This is a genomic window from Amycolatopsis sp. NPDC005232 (assembly GCF_040607795.1).
Taxonomy (GTDB): domain Bacteria; phylum Actinomycetota; class Actinomycetes; order Mycobacteriales; family Pseudonocardiaceae; genus Amycolatopsis.
The window spans coordinates 343,620-358,934 of the sequence record NZ_JBEXHL010000003.1 but is presented as its reverse complement, the minus strand read 5'-3'; the positions used below and the strand labels follow the sequence as shown (position 1 = coordinate 358,934).

Sequence of the window (15,315 nt, the reverse complement as noted above, 5' to 3'; positions counted from 1 at the left end):
AACACAGTGGGAGAGCTACCGAGAGCGGACTTCCGGTTCTGGCGCGACGTGCTCGTGGCAGGAGGGGCCACGACCGTGCCGCGCTGGACCTCGGGTTCGGGTGCGGGAGTGGGCACGACGACCGTGCGGCTGCCCGCCCCGGTCGCGGCGGGAGTGCGCCGGCTGGCGCGGGAGCTGGGGATCCCGGGCAGTGCGGTGCTGCTCGCTGCGCACGCAAGGGTGCTCGCCGCGCTGACCGGTGAACGCGAGGTCGTGACCGGCTATGCGACGCCGGCCGGCGCGCCGGTGCCGTGCCGCCTGACGACGGAGCCGGAAACCTGGCGGGAACTGGTGACCGAGACGTACCGGGCCGAGTCGCAGTTGTTGGCGCACCGGCATTTCCCGGTGGACGAGCTGCGGCGCGACCTGGAGGTGCCCGGCCCCGTCACGGAGACCGTGTTCGACCCCGCCGGCGACGGTGAGCTCACCGGGACGACGGTGCTGCGCGTCGGGTTCGCGAACCGCCGCCGCCGTCTCGATGTGCGCTACCGCGCCGATGTGCTCGACGCGGCCGCCGCGGCCCGGATCGCCGGCTACCACGTCGCCGCGCTCGCGCGGCTGGTGGCGGCCCCGGACACCGAGCACGCGCCGCAGAGCCTGCTCGCACCCGACGAGCTGCGGTTCCAGCTCGACGGGCTCGCCGGACCGAGCCGGCCTTTGCCCGACCTGCGCGCGCACGAGCTGTTCGAGCAACGGGTGCGGCGGCACCCGGACGCGATCGCGGCCGTGCACGGCGAGCACGCGTGGACTTACCGCGAGCTCAACGAGCGGGCCAACCGGCTCGCGCGGGCGCTGCTCGCCCGCGGCCTGCGCCGGGAAAGCGTGGTGGCGATGGTGACCGAGCGGAACCTCGGCTGGCTCACCGCTGTGCTCGCCGTGTTCAAGGCCGGTGGCGTGTACCTGCCGGTCGAACCGCACTTCCCGCCCGAGCGGATCGCGAAGACGCTGCGGCGGGCCGGCTGCGAACTGGTGCTGACCGAACGCGGCAGCAGTGAGACGCTCGACCACGCGCTGGAGTTGCTGCCCGGCGCGGTGCAGCTGCTCATCGAGGCGGCCTGCGCGGAGCACCGGTCCTCGACCGACCTCGGGATCGACGTGACGCCGCGCCAGCTCGCCTACATCTACTTCACCTCCGGCTCCACCGGTGAGCCCAAGGGCGCGATGTGCGAGCACGCGGGGATGCTGAACCATCTGCACGCCAAGATCGACGACCTGGGGATCGCCGAGGGACAGGTCGTGGCGCAGACCGCGCCCCAGTGCTTCGACATCTCGTTGTGGCAGCTGCTGGCGCCGTTGCTCGTCGGCGGGCGGACGCTGATCGTCGAGCAGGAGGTGATCCTCGACGCCGAGCGGTTCGTCGACCGGCTCGCGCGGGACCGGGTCGCGGTGGCGCAGGTCGTGCCGTCCTACCTGGAAGCCGTTCTGTCCTTTGTGGAGAGTCATCCGCGCCCGCTGCCTTACCTGCGGTGCGTGTCGGTGACCGGCGAGGCGGTGAAGAAGGAGCTGGTGCAGCGCTGGTTCGCGGCGTACCCGGACGTCAAGCTGGTCAACGCCTACGGCCTCACCGAGACCTCCGACGACACCAACCACGAGGTCATGGACCGGCCACCGGATGCCGGCCGGGTCCCGCTCGGGCGGCCCGTGAACAACGTGCACGTCTACGTCGTCGACGAGCACCTGCAGCCGGTGCCGCTGGGCGCGCCCGGCGAGATCGTGTTCTCCGGTGTGTGCGTGGGGCGCGGGTACGTGAACGACCTCGCGCGGACCCTCGCGGCGTTCCTGCCCGATCCGCACCGGGCGGGCGAACGCCTGTACCGCAGCGGTGACCGGGGGCGCTGGCTGCCCGGGGGCCGGCTGGAATTCCTGGGCCGCCGCGACAGCCAGGTGAAGATCTCCGGCTTCCGGATCGAGATCGGCGAGGTCGAGAACACGCTGCTGCGTGTGCCCGGCGTCGGCGACGGCGCCGTGGTGGTCGCCGAGCGGGACGGCCAGGGCAAGCACCTGGTGGCGTTCTACTCCGCCGCCGAGGCGCTGCCCGGCAAGACGTTGCACGCGCGGTTGAGCGGCTCGCTGCCCGGTTACATGGTCCCGTCGGCGTTCCACTGGCGGGAGCAGCTTCCGTTGACTGCCAACGGCAAGATCGACAAGTTGGCGCTGACCGCGCTGGCGACGGAGCTCGAAGGCGCCGAAGAAGACCACGACGCTCCGGCGACACCCGCCGAGCAGCGGCTGGCGGCCGCGTGGGCCGGCGTGCTCGGCCTCGCGCCGGAGAAGATCGGCCGGCGCGACCACTTCTTCGACCGGGGCGGCACCTCGCTCTCGGCGGTGAAGCTGGCCGTCGCCCTGGATCGCGCGGTGTCGCTCGCCGAGATCACCCGGCACCCGGTGCTCGCCGACCAGGCCGCGCTGCTCGCGGACCAGGCCCGCGCCGAGGCCGTCGAGCTGCTGCAGCCGCTCACCGAGCCGGCTGGAGAACCGGACGCCGTGCTCGTCTGCTTCCCGCACGCCGGGGGCAACTCGGTGAACTTCCGGCCGCTGGCCTCGGAGCTGCAGGGGAGCGGGCTCGCGGTGTACGCCGTGGAGCTGCCCGGCCACGACCTGGCCGCCGACCGTGAGGCGTTCGCGCCGATGGCGCGGGTGGTCGACCAGGTCGTCGCGGAAATCGATCACCTTGCGCCGAAGGGTGTGCTGTTGTGGGGCCATTCCTCCGGTGCCGCGTTCGCCTTCGAGACGGCCCGGCGGCTCGCCGGGCGCGGAGTGGATGTGCGGCGGGTGTTCCTGGGCGCGCAGCTGCTGGGCGACGCCGACGAACGGCGCGCCTCGATCAGCGAGCTGGGCCGGCTGAGCAACTCCGCGATCGCCGCGGAGCTGGCCGCGGACAGCGGCGACCCCGCGCTCGGCGAGCTCGACGCGCAGCGGGCCGAGCAGGTCGGCGCGGCGTTCCGGCACGACTGCGTGTCCGCGCACAGCTACCTCGCCTCCGCTCTGGCGAACCCGCCGGCCGAGAAGCTGACCACGCCCGTCACCGTCGTCGCCGCGGACGACGACCCGATCACCGTGGACTTCCGCGACCGTCACGGCGAATGGCGGCTGCTGGCCGAGCAAGTCGAGGTGCGTGCGATCGCCGGCGGCGGCCACTACTTCCCGCGCACCAACCCGGCCGAGACCGCGCGGATCGTTCTGCGGGCCGCCGAACCGGTGCTCGTCACGTGAATTCGAGCCGAAAGGACAAGTCATGGTTTCCTCAACGTCGGCATCGCTCGCCGAAGTGCAGCTGAGCCCGGGCGGGGTTCCGCTGCTGCCGGCCGAGCCGGGCACCGGTGCACCGGGCTGGGCGAGCGAACACCGCGACACGCTGCGCGCCGCCGTCGACGAGCACGGGTCCGTGCTCGTCCGCGGCCTCGGGCTGAGCGACGCCGCCGACGTCGCCGCCGTGTTCGAGCGCCTGGCCACCGAACTGATGAAAGACCGCGAGGCCTTCGCGTCGCGCGAGGTCTACTCGGCCGGGGTGTACTCGTCGTCGGCGTGGCCGCAGAACCAGCCGATGTGCATGCACCACGAGCTGAGCTACCGGCTCGAGGTTCCCGGTCTGCTGCTGTTCGCCTGCCTCGGCGCGCCCACCGAAGGCGGCGCCACGGCCGTGTCGGACTCGCCGACCGTGCTCGACGCGCTGCCCGAGGAGCTCGTTCGCCGGTTCGAGCAGGAGGGCTGGCTGCTCACCCGCAGCTACAACGACGAGATCGGCGCGACGGTCGCGGAGTCGTTCGGCACCGACGACCGGGCGGAGATCGAGAACTACTGCCGGACGAACGCGATCGAGTTCGAGTGGCAGCCCGACGGCGGGTTGCGCACTCGGCAGCGGCGCAGCGCGGTGGTGCGCCACTCGGTCACCGGCCGGCGCTGCTGGTTCAACCAGGTCGCGTTCCTCAACGAGTGGACGATGGATCCCGAGATCCGCGAGTACCTGGTCGACGTGTACGGGGCCGACGCGCTGCCGTTCAACACCTGCTTCGGGGGCGGTGACCCGATCGGCGAGGACGTGGTGGCGCTGCTCAACCGCGTCTACGAGGCCAACACCGCGCGCGAGCCGTGGCAGGCCGGGGACCTGATGCTGGTGGACAACATCCGGACCGCGCACAGCCGGGAGCCCTTCGAGGGGCCCCGCGAGGTGCTCGTCGGGCTGGCCGATCCGGTGCGGCGGGCCGACCTCGCGCCGAGTACCGAAGTGGGTGCGAGATGACCGCGATCCGACCCAACCCGGCCCGCGCCGAAACCGGCGGGCCGAACGCGGTGCCCCCGTTCGCCGTGATCGGCGGCGGCCAGGTGCGGCGCACGCTCGCGGGGCGCGAGCAGGAGATCGTCGAACTGGTGGAGGCCACCTACCGGCTGCACAGCGCGGGCGACACGGTGAACCCGCCGTCGTACTTCCTGCGGTTCCCCGACCGCCCGGCGTCCCGGATCATCGCGCTGCCGGCCTCGATCGGCGGACAGGTACGAGTGGACGGTCTGAAGTGGATCTCGAGCTTCCCCGAGAACATCGCGTCCGGGATTCCGCGGGCGTCGGCGGTCCTGATCCTCAACGACCACGACACCGGATACCCGTTCGCGTGCCTGGAAAGCTCCATCATCAGCGCCACGCGGACCGCCGCTCTGGCGGCGTGCGCCGCGGCGGCGCTCAGCCGGGGCAGGGCGCGGCCGATGCGGGTCGGGTTCGTGGGGACGGGGCTCATCGCCCGTTACGTCCACACTTTCCTGGCCGGCACCGGCTGGGAGTTCGACGAAATCGGCGTGCACGACCTGTCGGCCGAGAGCGGTGCGGGGTTCCGCGGGTACCTCGAGCGATCGGGGACCGGCGGGCGGATCACGGTCCACGCGTCGGCGGAGTCGCTGATCTCCTCGAGCGACCTGATCGTGTTCGCCACCGTCGCGGGCCGGCCGCACGTGTCCGAGCGGTCGTGGTTCGACCACGATCCGGTGGTGCTGCACGTTTCCCTGCGTGATCTCGCGCCGGAGCTCCTGCTGAGCACGGCCAATTTCGTCGACGACGTCGAGCACTGCCTGAAGGCCGGTACGTCGCCGCATCTGGCCGAGCAGCTCACGGGCGGGCGCGAGTTCCTCGACGGCACATTGGACGACGTCCTGGCCGGACGGGTCTCTGTGCCGGCCGACCGGCCGGTGGTGTTCTCGCCGTTCGGGCTCGGGGTCCTCGACCTCGCGGTGGGCAAGTACGTCTACGACGAAGTGGCCCGGGCCGGCGAGCTGACCGTCATCCCGGACTTCTTCCACGAACTGCGCCGCTACGGCTGACGATAAACCAGGGAGGGGGTCATCGTGACCGTGATATCCGATCCCACGGACTTCAACGAGGAAGAGCTGTACGTCGATCTCGAGTCGATCTTCGGGCATTCTCTCTTCCTCAAGTGCGAGGGTTTCAACTTCGCCGGGTCGATCAAGCTCAAGGCCGCGACCGAGATGGTGGAGGCCGCCGAGTGGCAGGGGCTGCTGAGGCGGGACTCGATCCTGGTCGAGTCGTCGTCGGGGAACCTCGGCGTGGCGCTCAGCATGGTCGCCGCCAGCAAGGGCTACAAGTTCCTCTGCGTCACCGACTCGCGCTGCAACTTGGCCAGCCGGCGGCTGATGGAGGCGCTGGGCAGCCGCGTGCACATCATCGCGGAGCCCGCCGCCGACGGCGGTTTCCTGGGTGCGCGGCTCGCGCTGGTGCGTGAGCTGTGCGCTTCCGACGAGCGTTACGTCTGGCTCAACCAGTACGCCAACCCGGACAACTGGAAGGCGCACTACCGGACCACGGCGCCGGAGATCGCCCGCCAGTTCCCGAAACTCGACGTGCTGTTCGTCGGCGCGGGCACCACGGGCACGCTCATGGGCTGCGCCCGCTTCTTCCGGGAATGGCCCCGACCGGTCCACATCGTCGCGGTGGACAGCGCCGGCTCGGTGACCTTCGGCGGCGCGCCGGGCCGCCGGATGATCCCCGGCCTCGGCACGAGTGTCCGGCCGGCGCTGCTTGACGAGTCCTATGTGGACGAGGTGATCGCCGTCGAGGAGGCCGACACCATCCGCTGCTGCCACCGGCTGGCCCGCAGGGGGTTCCTCTTCGGCGGCTCCACCGGCACCGTCGTCAGCGGCGCCATGCGCTGGCTCCCCGAGCACGACGGGCAAGGCCTCACCGCCGTCGCCATCGCGCCGGACCTCGGCGAGCGCTACCTCGACACGATCTACCAGACGAACTGGCTCCAGGACCTCTACGGCGACGACGTGCTCGACCACGACGAGATGATCGCGGGCTTCCGGCGGGACTGATCGTTTGCGGAGTCCGGCTTCCGGCGCCTGGGTGTGCGACAGTGACCGCATGCCCATCAGCGGAGCCCACGTGATCGTTTCCAGCCACGACGCCGAAGCGGACCGCGCCTTCTTCCGCGAGGTCCTCGCCTTCCCCCACGTCGACGCCGGCGGCGGCTGGCTGATCTTCAAACTCCCGCCGGCCGAACTCGCCGTCCACCCCGGCGACGGCCCGCCGTCCCACGAGCTGTACTTCATGTGCGACGACCTGGACGCGACGCTGGCCGATCTGGCCGCCGCCGGCGTCACGTGCGCGCCGGTCGAAGAAGAGCGGTGGGGGCGGTTGAGCGGTTTCCGGCTCCCCGGTGGCAGTCAAGTGGGGATCTACGAACCCCACCATCCGCGGGCCACCGACCTCTAGTTTTGACGGCGCGCGAGCTTCTCGGTGTCCTGGGCGAGGATCACCGTTTCCCGCGTGGTCCGGTAGCCGAGCGCCACGTTCACGTTGACCATGTACGGGTTCGCCGCCGCCGTCGACGTGACGACCTGTTCGACGTCGGGGCGCTCGGCGAGCAGCAGGCGCAGCATGGCCGCCTTCGCGCAGAAACCGAGTCCGCGCCCGCGGTGCGCGGCCAGCACGGCGGTGTCGCCCTGATAGCCGAGGTCGCGGCGATGCGGGTACAGCTGCAGTTCCGTGAAGCCCACGACCCGCCCGGAATCCCGCTGTACCACCGCGACCACCCGGTGGTCGATCCCGCGCCGGCGGCGGTCGGCCTCGGACTCGCGCACGCGGCCGGCGGTCCACCGCGGAAACCGGTACGCCGAGCGGCCGAACGGGCTGTCCGCGATCGCGCGCCGCGCCTCGGCGTAGGAGGCCACCAGCTCCTCCGGCGCGACGCCGTGCCAGGTGTGCAAGCGATATCCGGCTGCCGGCGAGACTTCCCACGTGGAGCGATCGGCGCCGACGAGCGACAGCGTCTGGAACACCGTCTCGTCGACCACCTCGAAACCGAGCGCCGTGCCGAAGGCGACGCCGGCGCCGCACTTGGTGACGTTCCAGCACTCCAGGACCGTGCGCCCGCGCAGTTCCGGCGTGATCGAGCTGAGGACGGCGGTGCCGATGCGGTCGCGACGGGCCTCTGGGTGGACGGTCAGCTCCAGGAGGCCGAGATGGCTGTTTTCGGCGTCCGGAAAGTACAGGCCGGCGAGCCCGACCACGCGCCCGTCCCGGCGTGCCACCCAGCGCAGGACGCGGCCCAGGTTCGGCTGAGGGTTCCGGAGCCGGCCGATGGCCGTCTCGAACGTCACCGGCGGCGCGCCCGGCTTGTCCAGCCGGTCGGCGGCCGAGACCACCTCGTGGACGCCCTCGAGAACCGAGCTGCCGGCCGACGCCGGGTCGAGCGGTTCGATCTCCACGTGCGAGCCCCTCGTCAGTAGCTCGGCGGAGTCACGCTCACCATGAATCGCGCACTCGTCCGACCGTCGTTGCGGAAGCGGTGGGGGATGTTCGAGTCGAAGTGGCAGCTGTCGCCCGTCTTCAACACGTGCACCTGGTCGCCGACCTCGACCGTGAGGCGGCCGGTGAGCACCACGACGCACTCTTCCGAGGGGTGGGAGCGCAGCGTGTCCGCCGACACCGAGCCCGGCTCCAGCTGGCCTTCGAGCACCTCGAGCTTCGCGCCGCCGGGGGAGACGCGAGTGTAGGTGATCGCGTGGTGCGGTGAGGAGATGCGGTACCGGTTCTCGCGCCGGATGACGGCGACGGTGTCGTGCTCGCCGTCCTGGAAGAGGCTGAACAGCGGCACCTCGAGGACCTCGGCGATCCGCCGCATCGTCTCCAGGCTCGGGTCGGTGACGCCGCGTTCGACCTGGCTGATCAGCCCGGTGGACACCGAGGCCCGGTCCGCCAGCTCGCGGACGGTCAAGCCCCGGAGGGTGCGGAACTCACGGATCCGAGTCATGGTCATCCGGCCATTATCGTCTGCCGGCCAGTCGAGCCGTGGTGTGTCCGGTCCCGGGCGCGCACGCCCGGGACCGGAAGGTGCCCGGAGCGTTCATCAATGCAGCGCGGCCTCACCGACGGGCTCCCTGCCCTCGGCAGGAGCGCTGTCCCCGGTCCCGGCGTCGATCGCCGCCGCGGCCGGTGGTCGCGTCACCAGGCTCACCAGCACCGTGACGACGAGGTTGACCATCAGGGCGGGCAGGCCGATGACGGTGCCCGGCGGCACCGTGTGCGCGAAGAGCGCACCCAGCTGCGGCACGCCGACGATCAGCCCGCCACACACCGCCCCCGCCGCCAGCCCGACCGCGGTGACCCGCCGCCACAGCATCGAGAGGAACAGCGCGGGCGCCAGCTGCCCGACGGCGCTGTACACGTTGGTCATGACGCTGAGCAGCTTCGAGCTGCTCTGCGCCACGAGCAGCACCACGATCGCGGTGAACACCACCACGCCGGCCCGGGAGATCGTGAGCGAGCCGGCCAGCTTCTTCGACATGCCGCCCACCACGTTGCGGGTGAACAGGCTGCTGGCGGTGAGCACGAGCACCGCGGTCGGCACGAGGGCGACGAGGATGCCCGCGCCGCCGAGCAGCCCGATCACCCAGCTCGGGAAGTTGTCGTGGACGAAGATCAGCAGCGACGCGTTGGCCTGCTTGTCGGGCAGGTTCCCCACGGCCAGCACCGCGGCCAGCGCGATCAACACGATCAGTACGTAGAACAGCGAGTACAGCGGCTGGATCACCTGGTTGCGCCGGATCGTCGCCACGTCCTTGGCGGTGTAGGACACCTGGAACATGTGCGGCAGCGCGAACGAACCGAGCGGCGTGATCAGCAGGAAGCTCATCCACCACCACGTGTTCGTCGCCGCGGTGCCCTTGATGCCGGGCAGCGTGGCCGCGTGCGGCTGAGTGTCCTTGAGGGTGTCGAACACCCCGATCGGCCCGCTCGCCCCGGCCGCGCTCGCCGCGCCGACCGCGATCACCAGCAGCACCGCGATGAGCAGCACGTCCTTGACCACCGCGGTGAACGCCGCGCTGCGCATCCCGCCGACGAGCACGAACACCGCCACGAGCACGCCGCCGGCGACGACGTAGGCCAGCGACGGCAGGCTGTTGCCGAACAGGCTGCCCAGGATGAGGCTGAGGCCGGTCAACTGGACCTGCGCGTAGAGCAGCAGCGAAATGATGCCGAACACGGCGATCAGGCCGCCGAACCAGGGCGCGGAGAACCGGGTCGTGAAGTAGTCGCCCATGGTGACCAGACCGTGCTGCTTGCCCGCGCGCCAGATCCGCGGCACGACCCAGTAGCCCACGGCCGCGGTGAGCACCATGGTGCCCAGCACGTAGTAGCCGGGCGCGCCGTTGCTGAACACGCTCTGGGACGCGCCCAGCAGCGCGAAGGTCGTGAACGTCTCGCCGACCATCAGGAACCAGAACAGCCAGGTGCCGAAGCGCCGGCTCCCGACCGACCACTCCTGCAGGTTCATCTTCCGGCCGCGGGCCGCGGCGGCCGTGCCCCACGCGATCGAGCCGACCGCGATCACCAACGCCAGGATCAGGGCCATCGCGTGCTCCTAGAACCGGTCCAGATCGCCGTTGCGGCGATCGATGACGTAGACGGCGCCGATGGCGGCGGACCCGGCGAGCACGCCGAGGGTCATCCACACCAGCAGGAAGGGGATCGAGCCGAACAGGTAGTGGACCCGGTTGGCCAGCGGGATGGCGGCGATGCACCAGACGAACGGGACCAGCAGCAGTAACCAGTGCCGCCGGCGCCGGGCCGGGGGCTGGGGTTCGGACATGGGCGCTCCTGAGGGGACACGGCGAGGTGTTCAGCTGCGATGAATTCGCATCAGTGTGGGTGAAGGCCTCTGCTCCGTCAATCGGCAATCCCGGGTATTGCGCAGCCAGACTTTCGCATGTTCACTGTGACTGACCAAGACCACAAGTTGCGCACGGAGGTGGCTCGTGGACCCGCAGCGGTTCCGAGAGCAGTTCCCCAGTCTCGTCGACACGACGCACCTCGCGTCGTGCAGCCAGGGCGCCATCGCCACCAGGGTGACCGCCGCGCTGGCCGAGTTCGCGTACCTGCTGCGCGACCAGGGAGCGCCGTGGGGACCGTGGATGTCCGAAGTGGAGCGTCTGCGAGCGTCGATCGCGGCCTTCCTCGGCGCGAGCGCGGACGAGATCGCTTTGGTGCCTTCGGCTTCGCACGCCGCGTACCAGGCCGTCGGGGCGTTGCGCTTCGCCGACGAGGACGTCGTCGTGTCGATGGCGGCCGAGTTCCCCAGCGTCGGCCAGGTGTTGCACGCGTGCCGCCCGGGCGAAGGGCAGATGCGCTGGGTCGACGACGCGTCGATGCGCGAGCACGGCGTGGTCGAGGCTTACCGCGCGCAGATCGACGAGCGGACGCGGCTGGTGTCGATCCCGTTGGCGCTCTACACCAACGGTTCGCTGCAGCCGGTCAACGAGATCGCCAAGCTGGCCCGCGAAGTCGGAGCGCGCGTGCTGGTCGACGCGTACCAGGCGACGGGCGTCGTGCCGGTCGACGTGGCCGAGATCGACTGCGACTACTTGGTGACCGGCACGTTGAAGTACCTGCTCGGGCTGCCCGGCGTCGCCGCGCTGTACGCGCGCGCCGGCGTCGAGGACGAGCAGCGGCCGACGATGACCGGCTGGTTCGGCCGGACCGACCCGTTCGGCTTCGACCCGGTGGCGCTCGACGGGCCGGCCGCGGCGCGCCGCTTCGAGTCCGGCACCCCGGGCATTCCCCCGGTGTACGCGGCGCAGGCCGGGCTTCAGGTGCTGGCCGAGGTGGACCCGGCGGCCCGCTGGCGGCACGTGGCGAGTCTCGTCGAGGAGGCCACCGCGCGGCTGACCGAGGCCGGCGAGGTGCTGAGCCTCCCGATGCCCGACGCCCGCCCTGGGCCGCAGGTCGCCTTGGTCGACGCCGATCCCGACGCGCTGGGCCGGTTCCTCGCCGAGCGGCGGATCGTCACGTCGCCGCGCGGGTCGATCCTGCGGGCCGCGTTCCATTACTACAACAGCAGCGAAGACGTCGAGACGTTCTGCGCGGCGCTGGCGGAGTACCGGCGGTCGGCATGACCGGGATCTACACGGCCGCCCGGCTGCTGACCGATTCGGCGGCGCCGCTGATCGAGGACGCTGCGGTGTGCGTCAAGGACGGGTTGATCACCTACGCCGGGCCCCGTGCTTCGGCTCCGCGCGCCGACGACGCCACTGATCTCGGCGACACGACGCTGATGCCAGGCCTGATCGACTGCCACGTACACCTGTCCCTCGACCCCGCCGCGGGCGCCGTCACCCTCGCCGGGCCGGACGACGAGGACGCCCTGCGCCACCGCATGATCGCCAACGCCCGCCGGCTGCTGGACGCCGGCGTCACCACCGCCCGCGACCTCGGCGCACCCGGCACCCTCGGCACGGAGATCCGCGACCTCCTGCCGACCCTGCCCGAGGCGGCGCCCCGGATCCTCGCCGCGAACGCGCCGATCACCGTGACCGGCGGCCACGCCGAGTCCATGGGCGGCGCCGCGGACGGCGTCGCCCAGCTGCGGATGCGGGTGCGACGCCACGCCGAGGACGGCGTCGACCTGATCAAGGTCATGACCACCGGCGGGTTCATGACCCCCGGCAGCCACCCGTCGGAGGCGCGCTACACCACAGCGGAGCTCACCGCGCTGGTGACCGAGGCCCACGCACTCGGCCTCCCGGTGACCACCCACGCCCTGGGCGTGGAAGGCATCGACCGCGCCGTCACGGCCGGGGTCGACTGCATCGAACACTGCGGCTGGGTCACCCGAACCGGCACCTGCTTCGACCCGGCCATCGCGGCCCGCATCGTCGCCGGCGGCATCGCCGTGAGCCCCACCATGAACTCCGCCTGCACCGCCGCGGAGTACTTCTGCCCCTGGGACGAACGCGACACCGTGCTCGACAACCTCCGCCGGCTGGTGGCCCTCGGCGCGATCATCGTGGCCGGCACGGACGCCGGCATCCCCCTCGTCCACTTCGACCGCTACGCCGACGGCCTCGACCTGCTGGCCGAAACCGCCATGTCGCCCCGCGGCGTCCTGGCGAGCGCCACCGATGTCGCCGCGTCGGTCTGCGGGCTGTCCACCGTCACCGGCCGCTTGTCGCCCGGACTGAGCGCGGACCTCATCGCGGTGGCCGGCGACCCGACCGAAGACCTGTCGACCTTGCACCGGCCCCGGTTCGTGCTGGCCGCGGGCCGCCGCCATCTCCCTCGCCCACCCCGGACCGACGTGGCGGACGAGCGCGAGCGGGAACGCTTGCGGCGCACCATGACGGAGGGTGCGGGCCGACCTTCCTGAGGTTGTGACCCCACCGGTGTGAGTACTCGTCGCTACTACTCTCGGGGCGCACGAACCGGCCGCGGCGGCGATTCCCTGGGCGGCCGCGCCGGTGAGGGCGTTGCGGGCGTGAGGCCGGTTGATGGTGATGATCTGGACGCCGTCGCGTGCCTCGACCAGGACGGGGGGCTGCTCTTCGGGGGTCTGACCGAGCCGTCAACACGCATGAACTTCGTGGCCGGCGTCAACGGCGCGGCCACAGTGGACGTTCGTTCCGGTGGCTTCGCCCCTACCGCGGATCAGGAGGTCTACCACCTCATCCGCGACCGAGCCGACGTGATCCTGGTCGGCGCGGGCGCAGCAACGGCCGACGGATGCCGCGGCGTGCGGGGCACCCGACTGCGCCGTGCTGCTGCGCCACCGCACCGAACGCGCCCGGCACCGCCTCACCGCCAACGGCTGATCACAGCCCCTCCGGCAGCCGAGCCGACGGCCACCGGCCACTGTGGACAGCCGCCCGCACCTGCTCCACCAGCTCTCGCGCGACCACCTCCACCGCCGCCGACGTGCGCCCGCTGCGCGGCACGCCGAGCACGACCGACCGCCACACCTCCGGCGTGCACAACGGCGCCGCGCTCAGCGTTCCCGCGTCCAGATCACCGGCGATGCCGACGGCGGGCAGGATCGTCCAGCCGTGCCCGGCCCGCACGAGCTGTTTCTGCAACGGCATCGAGTTCGTCTGGATCACGACGTCGAGCTCGACCTCCGCCCTCGACGCCGTGGTCGTGATCAGCGTGTGCAGACCGTGCCCTGGTGCCGGCATGACGAGCGGGTGCTCGGCCGCGACAGCGAGCGGCACGGGCTGGTCCGGGCGGAGCCCGGAAGCGACCGGCGCCACGGCCCACAGCTGCTCGCGGGCCATCGGGGTGACGTTCAACGACGGCGTGCTGGTCAGGTTGTACAACAGGCTCAGGTCGAGGTCACCGTCGTCGAGCCATTGCTGCAGATGCCCAGAGTAGGCGGTCAGCACGCGCAGCTCGATGCCCGGGTGCTCGCGCACCATCGTCGACACCAACGGCTCGGCCAGCAGCTCCGCGGAGCTCTCGAGCAGGCCCACGGTGACGATCCCGGTCACGCTGCCGCCAGCCGGCGTCAGTTCGGCGCGCGCCCGGTCGAGCTCGGTGAGCGCGCGCCGGGCCCGCTCGACGAGGCGCGCTCCGGCCTCGGTGGGCCGCATGCCCTGGCGGGTGCGCTCGAACAGCGCGGTGCCGAGCTCGTGTTCCAGCGTCCTGATCTGCCGGGTCACGGCCGGCTGCACCAAGTGCAGCAGCTCGGCGGCGCGCGTCACGCTGCCGACCTCGGCCACGGTGACGAGTGCTTTGAGCTGCTTGAGGTCCATGGCGCTCCCGAGGCATGCCGGCCACAGATGGCGGCATCACGAACTGTTATTTCCGTCCTGCGGTCATTCTGTTTGATGATAGTCCGATGGACGGGCTGACAGAGGACGAAGCGGCGATCGTCTCGGTGGTGGCGGAGTTCGTCGACAAGGAAGTCCGGCCCGTCGCGCAGGAACTGGAGCACGCCAACACCTACCCCGAGCGGCTCATCGAACAGATGAAGGCGATGGGCGTGTTCGGCCTCGCGATCCCCGAGCCCTGGGGCGAGTCGCAGGTCTCCGCCCGGTGCTACGCGGCGATCACCGAGGAGCTGGCCCGCGGCTGGATGAGCCTCGCGGGCGCGATGGGCGGCCACACCGTCGTGGCGAAGCTCCTCGTCGCCTACGGGACACCCGAGCAGCAGGACGCCTACCTGCCGCGAATGGCCACGGGCGAGCTGCGCGCCACCATGGCCCTCACCGAACCGGGCGGCGGCTCCGATCTGCAAGCCCTGCGCACGATCGCGCGCCGCGTTGGCGACGAGTACGTCGTCAACGGCTCGAAGACGTGGATCACCAACGCCCGCAAGTCCGGCCTCATCGCGCTGCTGTGCAAAACCGACCCCGCCGCCGAGCCGGCGCACCGCGGCATCAGCATCCTGCTGGCCGAGCCGGGCCCCGGGTTCCACGTGTCGCGAGACCTGCCCAAACTCGGTTACAAGGGCGTGGAGAGCTGCGAGCTGGCGTTCGACGACTTCCGCGTGCCGGCGTCCAGGCTGCTCGGCGGTACCGAGGGCGCCGGCTTCGCGCAGATGATGCGGGGGCTGGAGATCGGCCGCATCCAGGTCGCCTGCCGGGCGCTCGGCGTCGGCCGCGCAGCACTGGAGGATTCGCTGCGGTACGCGCAGGAGCGCGAGACCTTCGGCCGGCCGATCTGGCAGCACCAGTCCATCGGCAACTACCTCGCCGACATGGCCACCAAGCTGGAAGCCGCGCGCCAGCTCGTGCACTTCGCCGCCCGCCGCTACGACTCCGGGGAACGCGCCGACCTGGAAGCCGGGATGGCGAAGCTGTTCGCGTCGGAGACGGCCATGGAAGTCGCGCTCAACGCCGTGCGCATCCACGGCGGTTACGGCTACTCGACCGAGTTTGACGTCGAGCGCTACTTCCGCGACGCGCCGCTGATGATCGTCGGCGAGGGCACCAACGAGATCCAGCGGACGGTGATCGCGCGCCAGCTCGTCGCCCGCCACCGGATCCAGTCGAGGTGAG

13 protein-coding genes are annotated in these 15,315 nt (G+C 71.3%); 8 read left to right on the top strand and 5 right to left on the bottom strand.

Annotation, left to right across the window (positions count from 1 at the left end; genetic code table 11):
* The first annotated feature begins 6 nt into the window (after positions 1-6).
* From ABZU76_RS08930 to ABZU76_RS08910, 5 genes are read left to right on the top strand one after another with little or no spacing between them, the layout of a single operon-like run.
* A complete protein-coding gene (locus ABZU76_RS08930) occupies positions 7-3,252 on the top strand; it encodes an amino acid adenylation domain-containing protein (protein WP_354866607.1) in 3,246 nt (1,081 codons plus the stop codon).
* A gap of 22 nt (positions 3,253-3,274) precedes the next feature.
* On the top strand, positions 3,275-4,279 hold the full coding sequence (locus ABZU76_RS08925; RefSeq protein WP_354866605.1) for a TauD/TfdA family dioxygenase: 1,005 nt from the start codon (positions 3,275-3,277) through the stop codon (positions 4,277-4,279).
* Positions 4,276-5,346 (top strand): 2,3-diaminopropionate biosynthesis protein SbnB, encoded by a 1,071-nt coding sequence (gene sbnB, locus ABZU76_RS08920; protein WP_354866603.1) that lies wholly within the window; start codon positions 4,276-4,278, stop codon positions 5,344-5,346. The genes ABZU76_RS08925 and sbnB overlap by 4 nt, the downstream gene beginning before the upstream one ends.
* 24 nt (positions 5,347-5,370) lie before the next feature.
* A complete protein-coding gene (sbnA, locus tag ABZU76_RS08915) occupies positions 5,371-6,357 on the top strand; it encodes a 2,3-diaminopropionate biosynthesis protein SbnA (RefSeq protein ID WP_354866601.1) in 987 nt (328 codons plus the stop codon).
* Between the two features lie 49 nt (positions 6,358-6,406).
* Positions 6,407-6,757: an extradiol dioxygenase gene (locus ABZU76_RS08910; RefSeq protein WP_255637863.1), complete on the top strand. Its 351-nt coding sequence runs from the start codon at positions 6,407-6,409 to the stop codon at positions 6,755-6,757.
* Here ABZU76_RS08910 and ABZU76_RS08905 read toward each other — a convergent pair.
* From ABZU76_RS08905 to ABZU76_RS08890, 4 genes are all read right to left on the bottom strand, one after another.
* Positions 6,754-7,752 carry a GNAT family N-acetyltransferase gene (locus ABZU76_RS08905; RefSeq protein WP_354866599.1) on the bottom strand — a complete coding sequence of 333 codons (999 nt, stop codon included), beginning with the start codon at positions 7,750-7,752 and terminating at the stop codon, positions 6,754-6,756. The two genes, ABZU76_RS08910 and ABZU76_RS08905, sit on opposite strands and share 4 nt — an antisense overlap.
* A gap of 14 nt (positions 7,753-7,766) precedes the next feature.
* The gene (locus tag ABZU76_RS08900) at positions 7,767-8,303 is read right to left on the bottom strand and encodes an XRE family transcriptional regulator (protein WP_220239646.1); all 537 of its coding nucleotides are present in this window, start codon (positions 8,301-8,303) and stop codon (positions 7,767-7,769) included.
* A 90-nt stretch (positions 8,304-8,393) separates the two neighbouring features.
* On the bottom strand, positions 8,394-9,899 hold the full coding sequence (locus ABZU76_RS08895; protein WP_354866596.1) for a sodium:solute symporter family protein: 1,506 nt from the start codon (positions 9,897-9,899) through the stop codon (positions 8,394-8,396).
* A gap of 9 nt (positions 9,900-9,908) precedes the next feature.
* Complete coding sequence (locus ABZU76_RS08890) at positions 9,909-10,136, bottom strand: DUF3311 domain-containing protein (RefSeq protein WP_354866594.1); 228 nt, start codon at positions 10,134-10,136, stop codon at positions 9,909-9,911.
* 166 nt (positions 10,137-10,302) lie between these two features.
* On the opposite strand from ABZU76_RS08890, the gene ABZU76_RS08885 reads away from it, so the two are divergent.
* Positions 10,303-11,439: an aminotransferase class V-fold PLP-dependent enzyme gene (locus tag ABZU76_RS08885; protein WP_354866592.1), complete on the top strand. Its 1,137-nt coding sequence runs from the start codon at positions 10,303-10,305 to the stop codon at positions 11,437-11,439.
* A complete protein-coding gene (locus ABZU76_RS08880) occupies positions 11,436-12,689 on the top strand; it encodes an amidohydrolase family protein (protein WP_354866590.1) in 1,254 nt (417 codons plus the stop codon). The genes ABZU76_RS08885 and ABZU76_RS08880 overlap by 4 nt, the downstream gene beginning before the upstream one ends.
* Positions 12,690-13,131: 442 nt before the next feature.
* On the opposite strand, the gene ABZU76_RS08875 is transcribed toward ABZU76_RS08880, so the two are convergent.
* On the bottom strand, positions 13,132-14,067 hold the full coding sequence (locus tag ABZU76_RS08875) for a LysR family transcriptional regulator (protein WP_354866588.1): 936 nt from the start codon (positions 14,065-14,067) through the stop codon (positions 13,132-13,134).
* 86 nt (positions 14,068-14,153) lie between these two features.
* On the opposite strand from ABZU76_RS08875, the gene ABZU76_RS08870 reads away from it, so the two are divergent.
* On the top strand, positions 14,154-15,314 hold the full coding sequence (locus ABZU76_RS08870) for an acyl-CoA dehydrogenase family protein (RefSeq protein WP_354866586.1): 1,161 nt from the start codon (positions 14,154-14,156) through the stop codon (positions 15,312-15,314).
* The last annotated feature ends 1 nt before the right edge of the window (position 15,315 follow it).

Coding starts and splice junctions, on each gene's coding strand:
- ABZU76_RS08925 (WP_354866605.1), top strand. CDS start 3,275: ATGGTTTCCTCAACGTCGGCATCGCTCGCCGAAGTGCAGCTGAGCCCG.
- sbnB (WP_354866603.1), top strand. CDS start 4,276: ATGACCGCGATCCGACCCAACCCGGCCCGCGCCGAAACCGGCGGGCCG.
- ABZU76_RS08910 (WP_255637863.1), top strand. CDS start 6,407: ATGCCCATCAGCGGAGCCCACGTGATCGTTTCCAGCCACGACGCCGAA.
- ABZU76_RS08900 (WP_220239646.1), bottom strand. CDS start 8,303: ATGACCATGACTCGGATCCGTGAGTTCCGCACCCTCCGGGGCTTGACC.
- ABZU76_RS08895 (WP_354866596.1), bottom strand. CDS start 9,899: ATGGCCCTGATCCTGGCGTTGGTGATCGCGGTCGGCTCGATCGCGTGG.
- ABZU76_RS08890 (WP_354866594.1), bottom strand. CDS start 10,136: ATGTCCGAACCCCAGCCCCCGGCCCGGCGCCGGCGGCACTGGTTACTG.
- ABZU76_RS08880 (WP_354866590.1), top strand. CDS start 11,436: ATGACCGGGATCTACACGGCCGCCCGGCTGCTGACCGATTCGGCGGCG.
- ABZU76_RS08875 (WP_354866588.1), bottom strand. CDS start 14,067: ATGGACCTCAAGCAGCTCAAAGCACTCGTCACCGTGGCCGAGGTCGGC.
- ABZU76_RS08870 (WP_354866586.1), top strand. CDS start 14,154: ATGGACGGGCTGACAGAGGACGAAGCGGCGATCGTCTCGGTGGTGGCG.